The organism is Nocardioides sp. P4_G10, from assembly GCF_056401175.1.
This window is the reverse complement of sequence record NZ_JBFUJV010000025.1, coordinates 42,116-63,644: the sequence shown is the minus strand read 5'-3', so window position 1 is coordinate 63,644 and position 21,529 is coordinate 42,116. Positions and strand designations below refer to the sequence as shown.

Sequence of the window (21,529 nt, the reverse complement as noted above, 5' to 3'; positions counted from 1 at the left end):
CGGCCTCAGGCCGGTGTCGTCCGACCGAGCAGGTGCGGCGAGCCGTCCCTCGGGTTGGTCATCGCGAAGGTCCAGCCCGCGCCGTCCTGGTGGGCGGCGTAGCGCACCGTGCTCGGCAGGAGCACCGGCTTCTTGAATGCCACCTCGACGGTGACGGCTTCGGGCAGCCGGTTCTCGATCGCGGCGACCGAGCGCGCCAGGGTCCACATGCCGTGGGCGATCTGGCGCGGGAACCCCAGCGCCCTCGCGGTCAGCGGGTGGAGGTGGATCGGGTTCGCGTCGCCCGACACGGCGGCGTACGTGCGCCCGAGGTCGGCGGGCAGTCGCCACTCGACGCCACCGGTCGGCGGGTCCGGCAGCTCGAGGCCCGGCTTCGCGTCGCCGTCGACGGACCGCCCGCGCCGCAGGTAGGTCGAGGTCGACTCCCACGCGGTCTCGCCGCCACCCGACACGGTGGTGGTGAAGTCCAGCAGGACGCCCCTGGCGTGCGGGCGCGGCCTGGCGACCGAGGTGGTGACGTCGAGCGCCTCGCCGACGCCGATGGCGCGGTGCGCCGTGATCGCGTTCTCGACGTGGACCATCCCGATCGCGGCGTAGGGGAAGTCCGCGTCGCTCATGATCGCCATGTGGAGCGGGAACGCCAGCAGGTGCGGGAAGGTCACGGGTACGACGTCGCGGCGGGGGAAGCCGCAGGCGGCGGCGTAGGCGTCCACGCGGGCACGCTCGACGACGACCGCCTCGCGGGAGTAGGCGAGGCCGGTGAAGTCGCGCGCGGACCCCTTGCGGATCCCCGGCAGCCGATTGACGCCCGGCACCGCCGGCAGCGCCGCGCGGACGAGCGTGGTCAGCCCGCCAGGCTCGCCGGTGAGGGTCTTCGGTGCCGTCATCAGGCGCCCAGCATCATCTGGCCGCAGACGCGCACGACGTTGCCGTTGACCGCGCCCGAGCCGGCGCTCGCGAACCACGCGATGGTCTCGGCGACGTCGACCGGCAGGCCGCCCTGCGACATGGCGTTGAGGCGCTGGCCGACCTCACGGGTCGCGAACGGGACGGCCGCGGTCATCTGCGTGATGATGAAGCCGGGCGCGACGGCGTTGACGGTGATCCCGTCGGGGAGCTCGTCGCGCAGGCTGTCGACGAGGCCGATGACCCCGGCCTTGGAGGTCGCGTAGTTGGTCTGGCCGACGTTGCCGGCGATGCCCGCGATCGAGGCGACGCCCACGATGCGGCCGCCGGCGTTGACGACGCCCTGGTCGAGCAGCTCGCGGGTGATCAGCTCGGGTGCGGTGAGGTTGACGGCGACGACGCTGCTCCAGCGGTCCTCGGCCATGTTGGCGAGCTTCTTGTCGCGGGTGATGCCGGCGTTGTGGACCACCACGTCGACGCCGCCGTGGTGCTCGCGCAGGTGGTGGGCGATGCGCTGCGGGGCGTCCTTGGCGGTGATGTCGAGGACGAGGTGGTCGCCGTCGAGCTCCCCCATGAGGGTCTGCAGCTCGCTGGCGGCCTGCGGCACGTCGACCCCGACGACCGTCGCGCCGTCGCGGTGCAGGACCCGGGCGATCTCCTCGCCGATGCCGCGGCTCGCGCCGGTCACGAGCGCGACCTTGCCGGCCAGGGGGCGGGTCCAGTCGGTCACCTCGTCGGTGGTCACGGAGCCGTGGGCACCGATGCGGACGACCTGGCCCGAGACGTAGGCCGACTTGGGGGACAGGAGGAAGGCGAGCGTCGAGGCGATCGCCCCGTCGGCGGCAGGAGCGACGTACACGAGCTGGACGGTGCCGCCGCGGCCGATCTCCTTGCCGAGCGAGCGGGTGAAGCCCTCGAGCGCGCGCTGGGCGATCCGCTCGGACCCGGTGCGCTGCTCGGGCGGCGTGCCGATCACGACCACGCGCGGGCAGGACTCGAGGCGGCGCATGAGCGGGGTGAAGTACTCCTGCAGGGCGACGAGACCGGCGGTGTCGGTGATGCCGGTGGCGTCGAAGACCAGGGCCTTGGCGCGCGTGCCCTCCTCGAGCGTGGTGGCGGACGCGATGCCCAGCCCGTCGAGGGTGGTCGGGAGGGTCTCCGCCAGGCGTCCTTCGCCGCCGAGCACGACGAGCCCGTCCACGAGCGGCGAGCCGTCGGACCAGCGCTCGAGCCGGGTGGGGTCGGGCAGCCCGAGGTTCTTGACGAGCAGCTTGCCGATCGGGGTGGACACGAAGCCCTGGTAGCGGTCGCTCATGGTCGCGGTGTTCCCTCTTCGCTGGTGGGACGGGACGGTGGTGTCGATGTGTAACGCGTGTTGTAACTCCGAGTCCACTTTTCGTGACGTGCCCCTCAGGTCGTTGGCCSGGGGCGACTCTCCGGCAAGGATAGGAACATGCAGCCCACCACCCGCCCGGTCGCCGTCGTCGGCGGCAACCGCATCCCGTTCGCCCGGTCCAACACCGTCTACGCCGGCGTCTCCAACCAGGAGATGCTGACCGCCGCCATCGACGGCCTCGTCGACCGGTTCGAGCTGCGCGGCGAGCGGCTCGGCGAGGTCGTGGCCGGGGCGGTGCTCAAGCACTCGCGCGACTTCAACCTCACCCGCGAGTGCGTGCTCGGCTCCCGGCTCGCGCCCGAGACTCCCGCCACGGACATCCAGCAGGCCTGCGGCACGGGGCTGCAGGCGGCGATCCAGGTGGCCAACAAGATCGCGCTCGGCGTCATCGACGCGGGCGTCGCCGGCGGCACCGACACCACCTCCGACGCGCCCGTCGCGATCAGCGACAAGCTGCGCCGCAAGCTGATGAAGGTCAACTCGGCCAAGGACACCGCGAGCCGGCTCAAGGCGCTCGGCGCGATCCGTCCCGGCGACATCGGCCTCGACATCCCTCAGAACGGCGAGCCCCGCACGAAGCTCTCGATGGGCGAGCACGCCGCGCTCACGGCGCTGGAGTGGCGCATCACCCGCGAGGCGCAGGACGAGCTGGCCGCCCGCTCCCACCACAACCTCGCGCGCTCCTACGAGGAGGGCTTCCACGACGACCTCGTCACCGCGTTCCGCGGCGTCGAGCGCGACAACAACCTGCGCCCGGACTCCACGGTCGAGAAGCTCGCCACCCTCAAGCCGGTCTTCGGCAAGGGCGCAGCCGCGACGATGACCGCGGGCAACAGCACCCCGCTGTCCGATGGCGCCTCGGCGGTGCTGCTGTCCAGCGACGAGTGGGCGCAGGAGCGGGGGCTGCCGGTGCTCGCCCACCTCGTCGACGCGGAGACCGCAGCGGTCGACTACGTCAACGGCCACGAGGGCCTGCTGATGGCGCCGGCGTACGCCGTCCCGCGGATGCTGGAGCGCAACGGGCTCACGCTCCAGGACTTCGACTACTACGAGATCCACGAGGCGTTCGCCTCGCAGGTGCTGTCCACGCTCGCGGCGTGGGAGGACCCGGTGTTCTGCAAGGAGCGGCTCGGCCTCGCGGCACCGCTCGGCTCGATCGACCGCGACAAGCTCAACGTCAACGGCTCGTCGCTCGCGGCCGCACACCCCTTCGCTGCGACCGGCGGGCGGATCATCCCCGTCGCGGCCAAGCTGCTCGCGCAGAAGGCTGAGTCCACCGGTACGGGGGGCCGGGCGCTGATCTCGATCTGCGCAGCCGGCGGGCAGGGCGTCGTCGCCATCCTGGAGCGCTGAGGTCGCGGTCGGCCCCGTCGGATCAGGTGCGGGTGAGCCGGAACCACTCACCGCTCCTGGAGTTCGACGCTCGGGTGGGTGAGGTCGCATCGGTCGATCCGATGCCCGACACAGCGGTCACGGTCCAGCCTCGGTAGGCCCGCTCGATGTCGTGACGCACGGCCTGCTTCGGGCGCACGGGAAAGGCCCGCGGGCCGCCCGTGCGCATCAGGACGGTGGCGTCCGGCGCGGCGAGCTCGGTGACGCCGCCCGCCACGAGGGTGCGACCTGCGTCGTCGAGGCTCTGGAAGCAGCCGATGTCCAGGAAGAGGTCGAACCGGCTGCCGACCCCGGAGTGGACCAGGTGACGCACGTCGCCGATGACGAAGCGCGCGTCGTCGAGGCCGTTGCGGCGCACGGCGGTATCGATGGCCTGACGCACGTTGTCGACCCCCATGGCGTCCCAGCCGCGATCGAGGAGGAGCTTGGTGTTGGCGCCGCGGCCACAGCCGAGGTCGATGGCCCGACGGACCCGGTCGGGCCGCAAGGCCTCCTCACGGGCGAGGAGGTGCTCGAGGGTGGGCCGGTCCTGGCGGCTCGCCTTCTCCCACGGGATGATCCCGGCGCGATATGCGGTGGCGTAGCCGATGCTCATGTGGAGTTCCTGACCTGCGTGAGCGGAAAGTGCCGCTCCTTTCGAGCGTACTCCCGTCCCGGCGCCGGACCCGCCCGGCTGCTAGGGTCACCAGCGATCGACATCCTTTAACGAGCCGTCCCGTGAGGCGGAGAAGGAGGTCCGGAGCGCAGATGCCTGCCCCCGACGACACCGTCCCTGACATCAGTGGGAGGACGGAGCGCACCGTCCTCGACGCCCGTGACATCTCCCGGGCGCTGACCCGCATCTCGCACGAGCTGCTCGAGCGCAACAAGGGCGCTGCCGACCTGGTGCTGCTCGGCCTGCACACCCGCGGCGTGCCGCTCGCGAAGCGCGTCGCGGAGAAGATCGCGGCCGTCGAGGGCGCTCCGGTCGCCGTCGGCGAGCTCGACGTGACGATGTACCGCGACGACCTGCGCTCGCAGCCGACCCGGCGCGCCCACAAGACGGCGCTGCCGCCCGGCGGGATCGACGGGAAGGTCGTCGTCCTCGTCGACGACGTCCTCTTCTCCGGCCGCACCATCCGCGCCGCGCTCGACGCCCTCGCCGACCTCGGCCGGCCCGGCGCCGTACGCCTCGCCGTGCTCGTCGACCGCGGGCACCGCGAGCTGCCCATCCGCGCCGACCACGTCGGCAAGAACCTGCCCAGCGCCCTGGCCGAACGCGTCAGCGTGCGCCTGGCCGAGGTCGACGGCACCGACGAGGTGACCATCTCGTGAAGCACCTGCTCTCCATCGACGACCTCTCCACCGACGAGATCCTCCAGCTCTTCGAGACCGCGGCCGACATGCACGACGTGCAGCGCCGCGAGGTCAAGAAGCTGCCGGCGCTGCGGGGCCGCACGGTCGTCAACATGTTCTTCGAGGACTCCACCCGCACGCGGTCGTCGTTCGAGATCGCCGGGAAGTGGCTCTCCGCCGACGTCATCAACGTCAGCGCCAAGGGGTCGAGCACGTCCAAGGGCGAGAGCCTGCGCGACACCGTGCTGACCGTCTGCGCGATGGGCGTCGACGGTCTCGTCATCCGCCACCCCGCCAGCGGGGCCGCCGTCCAGGTCAGCCAGTGGGTCGACGCCGCGGTGGTCAACGCCGGCGACGGGATGCACGAGCACCCGACCCAGGCGCTCCTCGACGCCTACACCCTCCAGCGCCACCTCGGCTCGCTCGAGGGCCGCCACGTCGCGATCATCGGCGACCTGACCCACAGCCGGGTCTTCCGGTCCAACGTGYAGTGCCTGACCCGCCTCGGCGCTCGCGTGACCGTCGTCGCGCCGCCGACCCTGATGCCCAGCGGGATAGACGCCTGGTCGGCCGCGGCCGGCTTCGAGACGTCGTACGACATCGACGCGGTCCTGCCGGAGGCCGACGCGGTGATGATGCTGCGCGTCCAGCGCGAGCGGATGTCCGGGGCGTTCTTCCCGAGCGCGCGGGAGTACACGGTCGGCTACGGCCTGACCCGCAACCGGTTGGCCCTGCTCAAGCCGGAGGTCCCGATCTGCCACCCGGGACCGATGAATCGCGGCCTCGAGATCGCCGCCGACGCCGCCGACGCGGCGCAGTCGGTCGTGCTGGAGCAGGTCTCCGGCGGCCTGGCGATTCGGATGGCCGTGCTCTACCACCTGCTGGCCGGGGACACCCGGGGAGGAATTGCCTGATGTCGCTGGTGATCAAGGGAGCCTCGCTGCTCGGCGAGCAGACCCGGGACCTGTACGTCGACGACGCGGGCGTCCTCGTCGACGAGGCGCCGTCCGGCGCGGAGACCATCGACGCCGACGGCCTGGTCGCCCTGCCCGGGTTCGTCGACCTGCACACCCACCTGCGCGAGCCCGGCCGTGAGGACGCCGAGACCATCCTCACCGGCTCGCAGGCCGCCGCGCTCGGCGGCTACACCGCGGTGCTGGCGATGGCGAACACCTCGCCCGTCACCGACACCGCCGAGGCCGCCACCCGCGTCTGGGAGCTCGGCCGCGAGGCGGGGCTGGTGCACGTGCAGCCGGTCGGCGCAGTGACGCGCGGCCTGGCCGGCGAGGAGCTGGCCGAGCTCGGGCTGATGCACCGGTCGCGCGCGGCCGTGAAGGTCTTCTCCGACGACGGGAAGTGCGTCCACGACGCGCGGGTGATGCGCCGAGCGCTGGAGTACGTCAAGGCGTTCGGCGGCGTCGTCTCGCAGCACTCGCAGGACCCGACGCTCGCCGGTCCGGCCGCCTGCTGCCACGAGGGCGAGCTGTCCGGCCGGCTGGGGCTGCCCGGCTGGCCGGGGATCGCCGAGGAGGTGATCGTCGCCCGCGACGTGATGCTCGCCCGGCACACCGGCTCGCGGGTCCACGTGGCCCACGTGTCCACCGCCGGCTCGGTCGAGGTGCTGCGGTGGGCGAAGGCGCAGGGCATCGCGGTCACCGCCGAGGTCACCCCGCACCACCTGCTGCTCACGACCGACCTGCTCACCGGCTACGACCCGACCTACAAGGTCAACCCGCCGCTGCGCCCGCAGGAGGACGTCGACGCGCTCCGCGAGGCGCTCACCGACGGCACGATCGACGCCGTCGCGACCGACCACGCGCCGCACGCTCGCCACGACAAGGAGCACGCGTTCGTCGACGCGGCCTTCGGGATGCTCGGGATCGAGACCGCGCTCGGCGTGGTCCGCACGGCGCTGCCCGACCTGTCCTGGACCGACGTCGCCCGGGTGATGTCGACGGCTCCGGCGCGGATCGCGGGACTGACCGACCAGGGGCGGCTGCTCGAGCCCGGCTCGCCGGCCCACGTCGTGCTCGTCGATCCCGACACCGCCGTCACCGTCGACCGCGACGCCTCCGCGTCGCTCTCGCGCAACAACCCCTGGCACGGGCGCAGCCTCACCTCTCGGGTCGTGCACACCGTGTACGGCGGGCGGGTGACCGTTCGCGACGGCGCGCTGGCCTGACCCGGCGTACGTCCGCCCTGGCCGGTGAGTCGCTCAGGGACTCAACGTGCATCCCGGGCGTGTCGGGGGTCGGGGTCGCGTCCCCTGGCCGGTGAGTCGCCCACAGACTCAGGGGCCATTGCGGGTGTGGGTGGCGGCGGATGACGTGGTCGGGGGTCGCGCACCTGCGATGTGCCGCCACCCTCGGAGCCCAGGCTCAGCGGCGGCGCCGAGGGCGGAGGTCGAGGACGTTGGCGTCGCCGCGGTCACGGAGCGTCGTACGACCGCGCGTGACCGTGACGGCGTTGCGGTCGCCGGTGAGCACGAGCTTGTCGGCACGTCGCAGCCCGACGACGTTGTCCGAGCCCGTGATCCGCGTGCGGTAGGCCTTGCGGGCGGTCACGGCGTCGGCGCCGCGCAGGCGGGCCAGGTTGACGACGTCGGCGGTCAGGGTCGACGAGGTGCTGGACAGCTCCGCCAGCTCCACGAGGCCCGCGACGGTCACCGTCGTGCCGGCGCCGCTGACGACCAGCGACCGCACGGACGGGGTGGCGAGGCTGTTGCCCGCACCGGTCACCTCGACGTCGAGGAGCGGCTTCGCGGTCACCGCGTTGCCCGTGCCCTCGAGGACGAGCCGGGTGGCTGCCGGCATCGTGACGGTCGCGTGGTCGGCGCTCACCCGGACGACGCCGCAGGTGCCGCGCAGGTCGTAGGCCACGTCGTCCCAGGCCAGCACCGTCTCGGCGCCGACCTCGCACTGGACCGGCAGGACGGGCCCGACGGCCCGCGCGGGGGCTGCGCCCGTCGCGGCGGCGGTGAGCCCGAAGGTGAGCCCGAAGGTGAGCGCGGAGACGAGGCCGGCGGTGAGCGCGAGGACGGGCAGGACGCGGTGGTGGGAATTCACATACCGACAGTACGCACGGCGGAGCCAGCGTGGGCCGTGGGTTCTGTCACATGCCGGCGACGCGCCCGGTGGCCGGGTCGCGGTCGGTCAGGCAGTAGACCTGGCCGCCCGGCGCGGTGAGCACGGTCCAGAACGCGTTCACCGAGACGACCTCCGCGCCCAGGCGCACGTGCTCCTGGGCGTCGGTCTCGCGGTGCGCCGTGGCGAGGTCGGGGTGCGCGCGGACCGGGCCGTCGGGCTCGTCGAGGCGCTGGAGGAGGAGCCGCACCCGCCCGTCCTCGACCAGCCGGACGAAGTGGGGGAGGCTCCCGACCTGCGGCTCGCGGCCCGTCAGCTCGGACCAGAACGCCACCTCGGACTCCCAGTGGACGGCCGGGACGTCGAGGCACACCTGGTCGAGGACCGTCGTCCCGTCGCGGACCAGGGTCGGCTCCCCGTCGAGCAGCGTGTGGCAGAAGACCAGGCCGCCGGGGGAGCGCACCACCTCGACGTCGTGGTAGCGCCAGGCTGCCGTGGCACCGAGGTCGCCGGCCCGCGCGACGGTCGCCGGGCGATCGGTCGAGTCGAGGTCGAGGTGCACACCGGCCGGGCCGTCCACGGCCTGCAGCTTGACGTACGCCGATCCCGCCGGTGGCAGCAGCGTCAGGAACTGGCCCTCCTCGCCGCGCCGCGCGGACGGCGGCCAGCTGGTCACGGCCGACCAGAATGCGACGGCCTCCTCGTAGGCGTCCGCGGGCGCGTCGAGGAAGACCTGGATCCACTCGGGTCTGGCGCTCGTCCCGGGGTCCCCGCGGCCTTGTCCGGGGGAGCGGAGCGGAGGAGAAGAAGGTCGTGGGGTGCTGCTCATCCCGGGATCCTCACACGTCGTAGGGTCGGATGATGGCCACCCCTCCAGCCAGCCACGCCCATCCCGCCGACTTCCCGCCGGCCGTCCCGCAGCTGCTGCACGTCGTGCTCGACGCCCGCGACGCGCGCCAAGAGGCCGAGTTCTGGCGGATGCTCCTGGGGCTGGTCTACCGAGCGGGCGACGAGGCGCCCGAGGACGGCGACGACGACGCGGACTGGCTGGTGCTCACCCACCCGGACGGCCGGCGGGCCCTGGCGGTGCAGGAGGTCGAGCAGCTGACGGCGAGCCGCTGGCCCGAGCCCGGGCACCCGTCGGTGTCGCACCTCGACACCACGGTCCCGTCGCGGTCCGCGCTGGACGCCGTGCACGACCTGGTGCTGGAGCTGGGCGGCGAGCTGCGCCTGGACCGGACCGACGACCCGGAGGAGCCGCTGCGGGCCTACGCCAGCCCGGAGGGGCACATCTTCTGCGTGTTCGTCGCCTGAGGCCGGGCGAGCCGGCCACCGGGACGCGAGGTCAGGCCAGCCCGAGCTCGCGTGCCTCCTCCCAGAGGTCGTCGCGGACCCGCGGGTGCGCGGCGTGCTCGATCAGGTTGCGCGCCTGCTCGCGCTCGCTGCGGCCCCACATCCAGGCGATGCCCTGCTCGGTGACGACGGCGCCGTGCTGGAACGACGTCACCGGCTCGTCGACCAGCGGCACGATCGTCGAGACGTCGGCGCGTGGGTGCCAGCTGCGCAGCGCCATGAACGCCCGCCCGCCCGGCGAGTGGCTCGCCCCCACGGTGAAGTCGGTCTGGCCGCCGAAGCCGCTGTAGATCCGCGTACCGATCCGTGACGCGTTGGCCTGGTCGAACAGGTCGACCTGCAGCGCGGTGTTGATCGAGGTCATCGCCGGCTGCTGGGCGATCGCGGCAGGGGAGTTGGTGGTCTCGGTGCGCAGCATCCACACCCGCGGGTTGTCGTCGACCCAGTCGTAGAGCTCCTGGCTGCCGAACACGAACGACGTACGCACCGGGGTGCCGCGGTCGAGCGCACCCGACTGCTCGAGGACGAGGACCCCGTCGCTGAACATCTCGGTCCACACCTTCAGCCCGCGCCGCTCGAGCACACCGACGATCGTGGCGTCCGGCACCTCGCCGATGCCCGCCTGGAGGGTGGCCCCGTCGCCGATCTCGGCGGCGACACGGGCGCCGATCAGCCGGGCGTCGTCGCTCGGCGGTCCGGCGAGGTGGGTGGTCAGCGGGACGTCGACCTCCACCCCGAGGTCGACGGCGTCGAGCGGCAGCACCGCGTCGCCGAAGGTCCACGGCATCCGCGGGTTGAGCTGGGCGACCACGAGCGCGCCCCGCTCCCGGGCCGCCTCGATGGCGGCCGGCAGGACGTTGACCTCGAGCCCGAGCGACACCTGGCCGTCGCGCGGGGTCGTGGTGTGCACGACGACGACGTCGGGGGCCAACGGCCCGTGGAAGAGCCGCGGAACCATCGACAGCCGGCAGGGGACGTAGGCCAGCCGCGGGTGCCGCCTGAAGCCGGGACCCACGAACGTCGTCTCCGGGACGACGCCGTCGTGGATCGGTAGGTCGGACTGGGCATTGAGGGCGTGGAGGCGGGCCGCCGGGAGCTCGGCCAGCACGGCCCCGAGCACGGTGACCGGCGAGGCGAAGTTGCCGCTGGTGACGACGCGCGGCACGTGGCCCGCCTCGAGGCCGGTGCAGTGCTCGGCAACGGAACGGACGGCCTGATCGAGGTCGACGACGCGCATGTCCCCAGAGTGGCAGCCCGCCCCGTGCAGGGGGTGCGGATCAGGCGCGCTTCTTGAGAGAACGTCGCGTTGCTGCCCTTGATCGTGACGGGGCCGACCTCAGTGGCCTTCACGACGCGGTTGCCGCCCGTGATCAGCAGGCGGTCGATCGAGTCGGCCCGGACCGACCGAGTTGTTGCCGCCGGCGTAGGTGACCGTGCCGACAGGGCCGGTGGCGGTGATCTCCAGGTTGGCGCCGCTGACGGTGAGTGAGGTGGCGGCGGGCAGCGCGACCGTGATGTTGGGGGACCGGCCGACGGTCAATTCGGTTGGCCGTCCGGGGTGGGGCCGCCTAGGCTGGTCCGCATCATGTGGATCCAGGACTGACCCGACTCGCGTCCGCGGCGGCGCACCAGTGCGCCCGAGGCCCGGCGAGTCCTCCCTGATCCTCCGAAGGACGTCCGCATGCCTGCCTCTCACTCCTCGTCAGCCGCCGCTCGCCAGCCGGACGCTGCCGCCCCCTCCGGCCTCGCGCCGCTCGTGGTCTCCGGACTATCGGTCACCTACCCCGACCGCACGGTCCTGTCCGGGGTCGACCTGCTCGCCCAGCCGGGCCGCCGCATCGGGCTCGTCGGCGAGAACGGCGTCGGCAAGTCGACGCTCCTGCGCGCGGTCGCCGGGCGGCTGCCCGTCCGGGCCCGGGTGTCGGGATCGGTCACCGCCCCCGACGACCTCGTGCTGCTCGGCCAGGAGCCCCCGTTCCGCGACACCGCCACGGTCGCCGAGGTGCTCGCGATGACCCTGGCGCCGCTGCGGACGGCCGTCGCCGACGTGGAGCGGCTCGCCGCCCTGGTGGGCACCCCCGACGGCGACGCGGCGTACGGGCGCGCGCTCGAGGCGGCGATCGCGCACGACGCCTGGGACGCCGACCGCCGCGCCGAGGTGGCAGCGGCGCGCCTCGGGCTCGCCGACATCGGGGTCGACCGGGTCGTGGGGACCCTCTCGGGCGGCCAGCGCACCCGGCTCGCGCTGGCCACGATCATGACCACGCGCCCGTCCTGCCTGCTGCTCGACGAGCCCACCAACCACCTCGACGACGCCGCGATCGAGGTCCTCACCGGCTTCCTGCGCGAGCTGCCCGGCGTCGTGGTGCTGGCCAGCCACGACCGGGTGCTGCTCGACGACGTGTGCACCGACCTGGTCGACCTCGACGCGGGCGAGTTGGGCACCGACGGGAACGGCGGGCGCCGCTTCGGCGGCGGGTGGTCGGCCTACGAGGCCGCGCGCGCCGACGCCCGCCGCCGCTGGGAGGAGACCTGGGCCGCGCAGCAGGAGGAGATCGCGCGGCTGCGCGACGCCACCCGCATCGGCACGTCGTCGATCGCCCACGACCGCGGCCCGACCGACGGCGACAAGTTCATCTACTCCTTCAAGGGTGGGCGCGTGGAGCAGACCCTCGCCCGGCGCAAGAAGGACGCCCAGCGGCGGCTCGAGGTCGCCGAGCGCGAGCAGGTGCGCAAGCCGCCCGCGCCGCTCGCCTTCCGCGGCCACCTGACGGCCGCGGCGACCGGGAGGCTGGTGCAGGCCCGCGGGCTCGAGGTCRCCGGGCGGGTGCGGGTGGAGCGCCTCGACCTCGCGGCAGGGGAGCACCTGCTGCTGACCGGGCCCAACGGGTCGGGCAAGTCGACGCTGCTGGGTGTGCTGTCCGGCCGGCTGGTGCCCACGGGCGGCACCCTCGACGTCTCGGCCCGCACCGTCCGCGAGCTCACCCAGGACCCGGAGGCGACCGACCACAACCGCTCCGCGCTGGCGACGTACGACGACGCGGTGCGGCACCTGCCCGACGCCCCGGCGTTGCGGGAGCTGGGCCTGCTGCATCCGCGCGACCACCGCACGCCCGTCGGCAGCCTGTCGGTCGGCCAGCGGCGGCGGCTCGGCCTGGCGGTCGCGATCGCCGCCGCCCCCGACCTCCTGCTGCTCGACGAGCCGACCAACCACGTCTCGCTCGCCCTGGCCGGGGAGCTGGAGGAGGCGCTCGCCACCGCGCCGGGCGGTGTCGTCCTCGCCTCGCACGACCGCTGGCTGCGCCGCCGGTGGGACGGCCCGGAGCTGGCGCTCACGCCGTGGTGAGGCCGCCCGGTCACGCCGTCTCGACAGGCCGACACGATGCCGGAGCGGAGCGGCGTCGCTGGTAGGGTCGGCGACGGCTCGAACATCCTTTAACGATCCGTCCCGTGAGGCGGAGAAGGAGGTACGGCATGGCTCTGCCTGCCAGGAATCAGACCGCAGCGATCATGGTCCTCGAGGACGGTCGCACCTTTCGCGGTGAGTCGTTCGGAGCCGAGGGCGAGACCTTCGGCGAGGCGGTCTTCTCCACCGGCATGTCCGGCTACCAGGAGACGCTGACCGACCCCAGCTACCACCGCCAGGTCGTCGTGATGACGGCCCCGCACGTCGGCAACACCGGCATGAACGACGAGGACACCGAGTCCTCCCGCATCTGGGTCGCCGGCTACGTCGTGCGCGACCCGGCCCGCGTCCCGTCCAGCTGGCGCAGCGTGCGCAGCCTGGACGACGACCTGCGCGACCAGGGCGTCGTCGGCATCAGCGGCGTCGACACCCGTGCGCTGACCCGCCACCTGCGCGAGCGCGGTGCGATGCGCGTCGGCATCTCCACGACGGAGACCGACCCCCAGCGCCTGCTGGCGCGGGTGCTGCAGTCGGGCGAGATGGCCGGCGCCAACCTCAGCGAGGCCGTCAGCACGCAGGAGGCCTACGTCGTCCCCGCCGTCGGCGACAGGCGCTTCACCGTCGCCGCCGTGGACCTCGGCATCAAGTCCAACACCCCGCGGATGATGAGCGAGCGCGGCATCGAGGTGCACGTCCTCCCGGCGACCTCGACCATCGAGGACGTCCGAGCGGTCAGCCCCGACGGGCTGTTCTTCTCCAACGGTCCGGGTGACCCCGCGGCCACCACGGGACAGGTGCAGCTGCTGCAGGACGCGCTTCGCGCGGGCATCCCCTACTTCGGCATCTGCTTCGGCAACCAGCTCTTCGGCCGCGCCCTCGGCTTCGGGACCTACAAGCTGAAGTACGGCCACCGCGGCATCAACCAGCCGGTGATGGACCGCACCACCGGCAAGGTCGAGATCACCGCCCACAACCACGGCTTCGCGGTCGACGCCCCGCTCGGGGGCTCGAGGACGACCGAGTTCGGCGAGGCGTCTGTCAGCCACGTGTGCCTCAACGACGACGTCGTCGAGGGACTCGAGCTCCGCGACGCCGACGGCCGGCTGACGAGCTTCTCGGTCCAGTACCACCCCGAGGCGGCAGCCGGCCCGCACGATGCGGCGTACCTCTTCGACCGGTTCAGCGATCTCATGTCCGACAGGAAGGACGCCTGACATGCCCAAGCGCACCGACATCCAGAGCGTCCTGGTCATCGGCTCCGGGCCGATCATCATCGGCCAGGCCTGCGAGTTCGACTACTCCGGCACCCAGGCGTGCCGGGTGCTGCGCCAGGAGGGCCTGCGGGTCGTCCTGGTCAACTCCAACCCGGCCACGATCATGACCGACCCGGAGTTCGCCGACGCGACCTACGTCGAGCCGATCACGCCCGACTACGTCGAGAAGGTCATCGCCAAGGAGCGCCCCGACGCGCTGCTCGCCACCCTCGGCGGCCAGACCGCGCTCAACTGCGCGATGGCCCTCGACAAGGCCGGCGTCCTCGAGAAGTACGGCGTCGAGCTGATCGGCGCGTCCATCGAGGCGATCGAGCGCGGCGAGAACCGCCAGCAGTTCAAGAAGATCGTCGAGCAGCTCGGCGGCGAGTCCGCTCGCAGCGTCATCTGCCACTCGGTGGACGACCTGCTCGCGGCGGCCGACGACCTCGGCTACCCGATGGTGGTCCGCCCGTCGTTCACGATGGGCGGCACCGGGTCCGGCATGGCCTACGACGAGGCGGACCTGCGCCGCATCGGCGGGTCAGGCCTCGACGCCAGCCCCACCACCGAGGTGCTCCTCGAGGAGTCGATCCTCGGCTGGAAGGAGTACGAGCTCGAGGTGATGCGCGACAGCGCCGACAACAGCGTGATCGTGTGCTCGATCGAGAACCTCGACCCGATGGGCGTGCACACGGGTGACTCGATCACCGTTGCGCCCGCGATGACGCTCACCGACCGCGAGTACCAGAAGATGCGCGACCTCGCGATCGACATCATCCGCGCCGTCGGTGTCGACACGGGTGGCTGCAACATCCAGTACGCCGTCAACCCGGCGGACGGCCGGCTGATCGTCATCGAGATGAACCCGCGCGTCTCGCGGTCGTCGGCGCTCGCCTCGAAGGCCACCGGCTTCCCGATCGCCAAGATCGCCGCGAAGGTCGCCATCGGCTACACCCTCGACGAGATCGAGAACGACATCACCCAGGAGACGCCGGCGTCGTTCGAGCCGTCCCTCGACTACGTCGTGGTCAAGGTGCCGCGCTTCGCCTTCGAGAAGTTCCCCGAGGCCGACCCGACGCTGACCACGCACATGAAGTCGGTCGGCGAAGCGATGGCCATCGGCCGCAACTTCACCGAGGCCCTCCAGAAGGCGCTGCGCTCGCTGGAGAGCAAGCACGCGCCGTTCGACTGGCACAAGCACTTCGACGACGAGCTCGCCTCCGCCGACTCGAAGGCGTCGCTCCTCGAGGAGATCAAGGTCCCGCACGACGGCCGCCTCAAGAAGGTCATGGACGCCATCCGGGCCGGGGCGACGCCGGAGGAGATCTTCGACGCCACGGCCATCGACCCGTGGTTCGTCGACCAGCTCGCGCTGATCAACGAGGTCGCCGTCCAGCTCATCGAGGCGACCGAGCTGACCCCCGACCTGCTCCGCCTCGCCAAGCGCCACGGCTTCTCCGACGAGCAGGTCGGCAAGATCCGCGGCCTGCCCGCCGACGTCGTCCGCGGCGTCCGGCACGCGCTGGGCATCCGGCCGGTCTACAAGACCGTCGACACCTGCGCCGCCGAGTTCGCCGCCCAGACGCCCTACCACTACTCGTCCTACGACGAGGAGACCGAGGTGCGACCCCGCGCCGAGGGCAAGGAGGCCGTGATCATCCTCGGCTCCGGGCCCAACCGCATCGGCCAGGGCATCGAGTTCGACTACAGCTGCGTCCACGCGTCGCTCGCGCTGGCCGAGGCCGGCTACGAGACGATCATGGTCAACTGCAACCCGGAGACGGTGAGCACCGACTACGACACCTCCGACCGGCTCTACTTCGAGCCGCTCACGCTGGAGGACGTCCTCGAGATCGTCCACGCCGAGCAGCAGGCCGGCCCCGTGGCCGGCGTCGTGTGCCAGCTCGGCGGTCAGACGCCGCTCGGTCTCGCGCAGGGCCTCGCCGATGCAGGCGTGCCGATCGTCGGCACCACCCCCGAGGCGATCCACCTCGCGGAGGAGCGGGGCGCGTTCGGTCGCGTCCTCGCCGACGCCGGCCTGCCGGCCCCCAAGCACGGCACCGCGACGTCGTACCCCCAGGCGCAGCGGATCGCCCACGAGATCGGCTACCCGGTCCTGGTGCGGCCGTCCTACGTCCTCGGCGGGCGCGGCATGGAGATCGTCTACGACGACGCCGCGCTGGAGGCGTACCTCGAGAAGTACGTCGCCAACGGGCTCATCAACGAGCGCCAGCCGGTGCTGGTCGACCGGTTCCTCGACGACGCGGTGGAGATCGACGTCGACGCCCTCTTCGACGGCGAGGAGCTCTTMCTGGGCGGCGTGATGGAGCACATCGAGGAGGCCGGCATCCACTCCGGCGACTCCTCGTGCGCGTTGCCGCCGATCACCCTCGGCCGCGAGGAGATCGACCGGATCCGTCGCTCCACCGAGGCGATCGCCCGCGGGCTCGGGGTGCTCGGGCTGCTCAACATCCAGTTCGCCCTCGCCTCCGACGTGCTCTACGTCCTCGAGGCCAACCCGCGCGCGTCGCGGACCGTGCCGTTCGTGTCCAAGGCCACCGCGACGCCGCTGGCCAAGGCCGCGGCCCGGGTGATGCTGGGGGAGTCGATCGCCGACCTGCGCGTCGCCGGCGTGCTGCCCGCGGAGGGCGACGGCGGGCACCTGCCCGACGGCTCGCCGATCGCGGTCAAGGAGGCGGTCATGCCCTTCGACCGCTTCAAGACCGCCGACGGCCGCACAGTCGACGCGCTGCTCGGTCCCGAGATGCGCTCGACCGGCGAGGTGATGGGCTTCGACGCCTTCTTCGGCACCGCGTTCGCCAAGGCGCAGGCCGCGGCCTACGGGTCGCTACCGCTGTCGGGCAAGGTCTTCGTGTCGGTCGCCAACCGCGACAAGCGGCACATGATCTTCCCGGTCAAGCAGATCGCCGACATGGGCTTCGAGATCCTTGCGACCGCGGGCACGGCGGAGGTGCTGCGCCGCAACGGCGTCCAGTCCACGGTCGTGCGCAAGCACTCCGAGGGCGAGGGACCCAACGGCGAGCCGACGATCGTCGGCCTGATCTGGGCTCGCGAGGTCGACCTCGTGATCAACACGCCTCACGGCGCCACCAGCGGCGGCTCGCCCCGCGCGGACGGCTACGACATCCGCACTGCGGCCGTGTCGACGGACATCCCGTGCATCACCACCATCCAGGGACTCGGCGCCGCCGTGCAGGGGCTCGAGGCGATGCGCCGCGGCGACATCGGCGTCCGCTCGCTGCAGGACTGGGCGGCACTCGCGCGCAACGGCGGGGACGCCTGACGGTGCGGCCCTACGACGTCCTCTTCGAGCAGGCCCTCACCCGGGTCGACCCCGAGCGCATCCACCACGCCGCGTTCCGGGCGATCCGGGCGGCGGCGCCCGTCACGACCCGGGCCGTGCGCGTGCCGTCCGCGCCGGTGCACGCCCTCGGCCTGACGTTCCCGCACCCGCTCGGCCTCGCCGCCGGCTTCGACAAGAACGCCGTCGGGATCGACGGGCTCGCCGCCCTCGGCTTCGGGCACGTCGAGATCGGGACCGTCACCGGCGAGGCCCAGCCGGGCAACCCGCAGCCGCGGTTGTTCCGGCTCACCGACGACCGCGCCATCGTCAACCGGATGGGCTTCAACAACGACGGCGCCGAGGTGGTCGCCCGGCGGCTGGCTGCGCGAGCGCGGGGTCGGCAGCACCAGGTCAGAGAACAGGAGGGCGCCACCTCGTTCCTCGGTGGCCCCATCCTGGGCGTCAACATCGGCAAGACCAAGGTCGTGCCGGAGGACGAGGCGGCCCGCGACTACGAGAAGTCGGCGGGGCTCCTCGCCCCCTTCGCCGACTACCTCGTCGTCAACGTCTCCTCGCCCAACACCCCCGGCCTCCGCGACCTGCAGGCGGTCGAGAAGCTCGAGCCGATCCTCGCGGCCGTACGCCGTCGCGCCGACGAGGCGCGTCCCGACCACCGGGTGCCGCTGCTGGTCAAGATCGCCCCCGACCTCAGCGATGACGACGTGCTCGCCGTGGCCGACCTCGCGCTCGCCACCGGGCTCGACGGCGTGATCGCCACCAACACGACCATCAGCCGCGACGGGCTCGCCACACCGAGGTCCCGGGTGGAGCAGGTCGGCGCCGGCGGCCTGAGCGGGCGCCCGCTCACCCAGCGGTCGGAGGACGTCGTACGCCTGCTGCGCGACCGGGTCGGACCCGACCTCACCCTCGTCGGCGTCGGCGGCATCACCACCGTCGACGACGCGCGGCGGCGGCTCGCGGCTGGTGCCGACCTCCTGCAGGGCTACACCGCCTTCGTCTACGAGGGCCCGCTGTGGCCCCGGCGCATCGTGCGGGGTCTCGCCACGGATGGCTGACGAGCGGCGACCGGTCCACTCCAGCGTCCACCCGAGCGTGCACGTCGACGGCGAGGTGGTCGCCACCAAGCGCGTCGGCGGCTACCGCCACCTGACCCTGACCGCGCCGGGCGTCCCGGAGCGGTTCCGGGCGGGCAACTTCGTCGCGGTCACCGTCGCCGGGCACGTGGCCCGGCGGGCCCTGTGGGTGCACCGGGTCCGGGCGTCCAGCGCGTTCGGTCCCACGCTCGACGTCGTCGTCGAGGCCCGGGGGAGCGGCACCGAGTGGCTCGCGGCCCAGCCGGTCGGCGCGCGGATCGCGATCACCGGTCCGCTCGGCCGCCCCTTCGCCCTGCCCAAGGACGCCGTGTCGTGCCTGCTCGTCGGGGAGGGCTACGCCGCGGCCCCGCTCTTCCCGCTCGCCGAGCGGCTCCGTGAGCGCGGGTGCGCCGTCTCGCTCGTCGTCTCCGCGCCCGACGAGGCGCACCTGCTGTCCGCCCTGGAGGCGAGGCGCTCGGCCCGGTCGGTCACCGTCCTCACCGCCGACGGCTCCGTCGGCCAGCGCGGCACCGTCGCCGACCACGTCGACGACCTCGTCCGCCGCAGCGACGCCGACGTCGTCTACGCGGCCGGACCCCACCCCGTGCTCCGCAGCGCCGCGGCCGCCGCCGAGCGCGCCGGCGCGTGGAGCCAGGTCGCGGTCGAGACGCCGACCCCGTGCGGCACCGGCCTCTGCCACGGGTGCCCCCTGCCGGTCATCGGCGAGGACGGCGTCGAGCGCGTCGTCCGGGCCTGCGCCGAGGGCCCCGTCGTGCGGGGCGACCGGATCCGGTGGGACGCCCTGCCGGACGCCCTGGGGCACGCACGGTGAGCGCGCAGCTGCCGGGCCCCGTGATGGTCGCCGCCGGCTGCGGCGGCACCGGGCGCGAGCCTGAGCCGTACGCCGGACCCGACGGGCTGGCCGGGCTCGACCTCGTCACCCGCTCGATCACCCTCGACGCCCGCAGCGGCGGACCCGGGCCACGGGTCGTCGAGGTGCCCGGCGGGCTGGTCAACGCCGTCGGCCTGCCCAACCCAGGTCTGGAGCACTTCCTCGCCACCGAGCTGCCGTGGCTCGTGCGAGCCGGCGCGCGCGTCCACGTGTCGATCGCCGGCTCGACGATGGGGGAGTACGCCGACCTCGCCCGCCGCCTCAGCCGCGCGCCCGGCGTCGCCGGGCTCGAGGTCAACGTGGGTGCACCCGACGAGGTGGGCGCCGGCCTGTTCGAGGTGCGCGAGCCCTACCACTCGGCCAGCGTGATCGCGGCCGTGCGCCGCGAGTTCCCCACCGACCGGCCCGTCCTCGCCAAGCTGCGCCCCGACGTCTCCCGGATCGTCGAGGGCGCCCGCTCCTGCCACGAGGCCGGCGCCTCCGCGATCGTCATCGGCAACGCCGTCCCCGCGGCGTTCCCCGACGGACGGGCCGGTGGCCTCAGCGGCCCCGCCGTCGCCCCCGTCTCGCTGCGCTGCGTCGCCGAGGTGCACCGGGCCCTGCCCGACGTCCCGGTCATCGGGTGCGGCGGCGTGCACGACCTGCGCTCGGCCAACGCCTACCTCGACGCCGGCGCGAGCGCCGTGCAGGTCGGCACCGCGCTGCTCCACGACCCGACCACCGTGGCCCGCCTGCGGGTCGCTCTCTCGCCCCGAGCCCACCAGGAGGACGCATGACCCCCTTCGGCACCCGACTCGCCCAGGCCATCGAGGAGCGCGGGCGCTTCTGCGTCGGCATCGACCCGCACGCGGCGCTGCTGCACGAGTGGGGTCTCGGCGACGACGTGGCGTCGCTGGAGCGGTTCGCTCTCACCGTGGTGGAGGCGGTCGCGCCGGTCGTCGGCGTCGTGAAGCCGCAGAGCGCGTTCTACGAGCGCTTCGGCAGCCGCGGGATCGCCGTTCTCGAGCGGGTCGTGGCCGAGTCCCGCGCCGCCGGGGCGCTGGTGCTGATGGACGCCAAGCGGGGCGACATCGGCTCGACCAGCCAGGCCTACGCCGACGCCTACCTCGACCCCACGTCGCCGCTCGGCTGCGACGCGGTCACCGCCAGCCCCTACCTCGGCTTCGGCTCGCTCGACCCGATGCTCGAGGCCTGCCGGCGCCACGGTGGCGGCCTGTTCGTCCTCGCCCTGACCTCCAACAAGGAGGGCCCCGAGGTCCAGCACGCCCGCACCGGCGACGGCACGGTCGCCGGGACGGTGCTGGCGCACCTGCGCGCCGCCAACGTGGGGGCCGAGCCGGTCGGGTCCTTCGGCGCGGTCGTCGGCGCCACGATCGGCGACACCGAGGAGGACCTCGACGTCAACGGCCCGCTGCTCGTGCCGGGCTTCGGAGCCCAGGGCGGCACGGTCGACGACATCGCGCGCATCTTCGGACGCGCCTCCCGGTGGGCGCTCCCCAGCTCCTCGCGCGACGTGCTGCGGGCCGGGCCCGACGTGGGCGCGCTCCGCGACGCCGCCCGGCGCGGCAACGACGCCGTGCGAGGCTTGGGGGCGTGAAGCTCCTCGCCCCGGCGGCCCTCCTGCTCGGGCTGATGTGCCTGGCGGTGACGGGGTGCTCCAGCGACCCGCAGGCCGACTACTGCAAGGCGGTCGAGGAGCACCAGGCCGACCTCAGCGACGTGGCCGCCTCCGACGACGCCGGCGCGGTCTTCGACGCCCTCGACGACTACGAGGAGCTCGCCGAACAGGCACCGCGCGACATCGCCGACGACTGGTCGGCCGTGGTCGGACCGCTGCGCACGCTCGAGGAGGCGCTCGACGCGCACGACGTCGACCCATCGACGTACCGGGCCGACAAGCCCCCTGCCGGGCTCGACGCCGACGCGCGCGAGGAGATCGAGGCGGCCGCTCGCGCGGTCGGGGCCCAGCGCACGGTCGACGCGATGTCCGCGGTCGAGCAGCACGCGCTCGACGTGTGCGGGACCCCGCTCTCGCGCTGACCATGGTGAAGGTCACGTCGGCGGCCTCCGCCGCGGGCCCGATTGCCCCACCCGACGCGACCTGACTAGATTGAT

The 21,529-nt window shown here is 73.2% G+C and carries 19 protein-coding genes; 13 read left to right on the top strand and 6 right to left on the bottom strand.

What is annotated here, in order from left to right:
* Positions 1–5 precede the first annotated feature (5 nt).
* On the bottom strand, positions 6–887 hold the full coding sequence (locus tag AC1DP1_RS20210) for a MaoC/PaaZ C-terminal domain-containing protein (RefSeq protein ID WP_477508360.1): 882 nt from the start codon (positions 885–887) through the stop codon (positions 6–8).
* The gene (locus AC1DP1_RS20205; RefSeq protein WP_477508359.1) at positions 887–2,221 is read right to left on the bottom strand and encodes a 3-oxoacyl-ACP reductase; all 1,335 of its coding nucleotides are present in this window, start codon (positions 2,219–2,221) and stop codon (positions 887–889) included. Before AC1DP1_RS20205 ends, AC1DP1_RS20210 begins: the two co-directional genes overlap by 1 nt.
* A gap of 138 nt (positions 2,222–2,359) precedes the next feature.
* Here AC1DP1_RS20205 and AC1DP1_RS20200 point away from each other — a divergent pair, with 138 nt between their 5' ends.
* On the top strand, positions 2,360–3,655 hold the full coding sequence (locus tag AC1DP1_RS20200; protein WP_477508358.1) for an acetyl-CoA C-acetyltransferase: 1,296 nt from the start codon (positions 2,360–2,362) through the stop codon (positions 3,653–3,655).
* Positions 3,656–3,677: 22 nt separating this feature from the next.
* Here AC1DP1_RS20200 and AC1DP1_RS20195 read toward each other — a convergent pair whose 3' ends face one another.
* Positions 3,678–4,289, bottom strand: coding sequence for a class I SAM-dependent methyltransferase (locus tag AC1DP1_RS20195; RefSeq protein ID WP_477508357.1), 612 nt, complete (start codon positions 4,287–4,289; stop codon positions 3,678–3,680).
* A 152-nt stretch (positions 4,290–4,441) separates the two neighbouring features.
* Between AC1DP1_RS20195 and pyrR the strand changes: the two genes are divergently transcribed.
* Genes pyrR through AC1DP1_RS20180 form a run of 3 tightly spaced genes read left to right on the top strand, consistent with a single transcriptional unit; the run spans position 4,442 to position 7,211 of the window.
* On the top strand, positions 4,442–5,008 hold the full coding sequence (pyrR, locus tag AC1DP1_RS20190) for a bifunctional pyr operon transcriptional regulator/uracil phosphoribosyltransferase PyrR (protein WP_457191319.1): 567 nt from the start codon (positions 4,442–4,444) through the stop codon (positions 5,006–5,008).
* Positions 5,005–5,943: an aspartate carbamoyltransferase catalytic subunit gene (locus AC1DP1_RS20185; protein ID WP_477508356.1), complete on the top strand. Its 939-nt coding sequence runs from the start codon at positions 5,005–5,007 to the stop codon at positions 5,941–5,943. The genes pyrR and AC1DP1_RS20185 overlap by 4 nt, the downstream gene beginning before the upstream one ends.
* Complete coding sequence (locus tag AC1DP1_RS20180) at positions 5,943–7,211, top strand: dihydroorotase (protein ID WP_477508355.1); 1,269 nt, start codon at positions 5,943–5,945, stop codon at positions 7,209–7,211. Before AC1DP1_RS20185 ends, AC1DP1_RS20180 begins: the two co-directional genes overlap by 1 nt.
* 196 nt (positions 7,212–7,407) lie before the next feature.
* Here AC1DP1_RS20180 and AC1DP1_RS20175 read toward each other — a convergent pair whose 3' ends face one another.
* Together AC1DP1_RS20175 and AC1DP1_RS20170 are read right to left on the bottom strand one after the other, a co-directional pair.
* Positions 7,408–8,094, bottom strand: a complete 687-nt coding sequence (locus tag AC1DP1_RS20175) for a DUF3060 domain-containing protein (protein WP_477508354.1) — start codon at positions 8,092–8,094, stop codon at positions 7,408–7,410.
* 46 nt (positions 8,095–8,140) lie between these two features.
* Complete coding sequence (locus AC1DP1_RS20170) at positions 8,141–8,941, bottom strand: VOC family protein (RefSeq protein WP_477508353.1); 801 nt, start codon at positions 8,939–8,941, stop codon at positions 8,141–8,143.
* Between the two features lie 32 nt (positions 8,942–8,973).
* Between AC1DP1_RS20170 and AC1DP1_RS20165 the strand changes: the two genes are divergently transcribed.
* Complete coding sequence (locus tag AC1DP1_RS20165; protein WP_477508352.1) at positions 8,974–9,426, top strand: VOC family protein; 453 nt, start codon at positions 8,974–8,976, stop codon at positions 9,424–9,426.
* Between the two features lie 31 nt (positions 9,427–9,457).
* Here AC1DP1_RS20165 and AC1DP1_RS20160 read toward each other — a convergent pair whose 3' ends face one another.
* Positions 9,458–10,702, bottom strand: a complete 1,245-nt coding sequence (locus tag AC1DP1_RS20160) for an acetyl-CoA hydrolase/transferase family protein (RefSeq protein ID WP_477508351.1) — start codon at positions 10,700–10,702, stop codon at positions 9,458–9,460.
* Positions 10,703–11,146: 444 nt separating this feature from the next.
* Between AC1DP1_RS20160 and AC1DP1_RS20155 the strand changes: the two genes are divergently transcribed.
* The 8 genes from AC1DP1_RS20155 (at position 11,147) to AC1DP1_RS20120 (ending at position 21,454) form a co-directional block, all read left to right on the top strand.
* On the top strand, positions 11,147–12,811 hold the full coding sequence (locus AC1DP1_RS20155) for an ABC-F family ATP-binding cassette domain-containing protein (protein ID WP_477508350.1): 1,665 nt from the start codon (positions 11,147–11,149) through the stop codon (positions 12,809–12,811).
* A 128-nt stretch (positions 12,812–12,939) separates the two neighbouring features.
* The gene (gene carA, locus AC1DP1_RS20150; protein WP_477508349.1) at positions 12,940–14,085 is read left to right on the top strand and encodes a glutamine-hydrolyzing carbamoyl-phosphate synthase small subunit; all 1,146 of its coding nucleotides are present in this window, start codon (positions 12,940–12,942) and stop codon (positions 14,083–14,085) included.
* 1 nt (position 14,086) lies between these two features.
* On the top strand, positions 14,087–17,428 hold the full coding sequence (gene carB, locus AC1DP1_RS20145; RefSeq protein WP_477508348.1) for a carbamoyl-phosphate synthase large subunit: 3,342 nt from the start codon (positions 14,087–14,089) through the stop codon (positions 17,426–17,428).
* 2 nt (positions 17,429–17,430) lie between these two features.
* Entirely contained in the window at positions 17,431–18,504 is a 1,074-nt protein-coding gene (locus AC1DP1_RS20140; protein WP_477508347.1) for a quinone-dependent dihydroorotate dehydrogenase, read from the top strand.
* Positions 18,497–19,354 (top strand): iron-sulfur cluster-binding protein, encoded by an 858-nt coding sequence (locus tag AC1DP1_RS20135; protein WP_477508346.1) that lies wholly within the window; start codon positions 18,497–18,499, stop codon positions 19,352–19,354. Before AC1DP1_RS20140 ends, AC1DP1_RS20135 begins: the two co-directional genes overlap by 8 nt.
* Positions 19,351–20,190 (top strand): nitronate monooxygenase, encoded by an 840-nt coding sequence (locus AC1DP1_RS20130; protein ID WP_477508345.1) that lies wholly within the window; start codon positions 19,351–19,353, stop codon positions 20,188–20,190. Before AC1DP1_RS20135 ends, AC1DP1_RS20130 begins: the two co-directional genes overlap by 4 nt.
* Complete coding sequence (gene pyrF, locus AC1DP1_RS20125) at positions 20,187–21,011, top strand: orotidine-5'-phosphate decarboxylase (RefSeq protein WP_477508344.1); 825 nt, start codon at positions 20,187–20,189, stop codon at positions 21,009–21,011. Before AC1DP1_RS20130 ends, pyrF begins: the two co-directional genes overlap by 4 nt.
* Entirely contained in the window at positions 21,008–21,454 is a 447-nt protein-coding gene (locus AC1DP1_RS20120; protein WP_477508343.1) for a hypothetical protein, read from the top strand. Before pyrF ends, AC1DP1_RS20120 begins: the two co-directional genes overlap by 4 nt.
* Positions 21,455–21,529 lie beyond the last annotated feature (75 nt).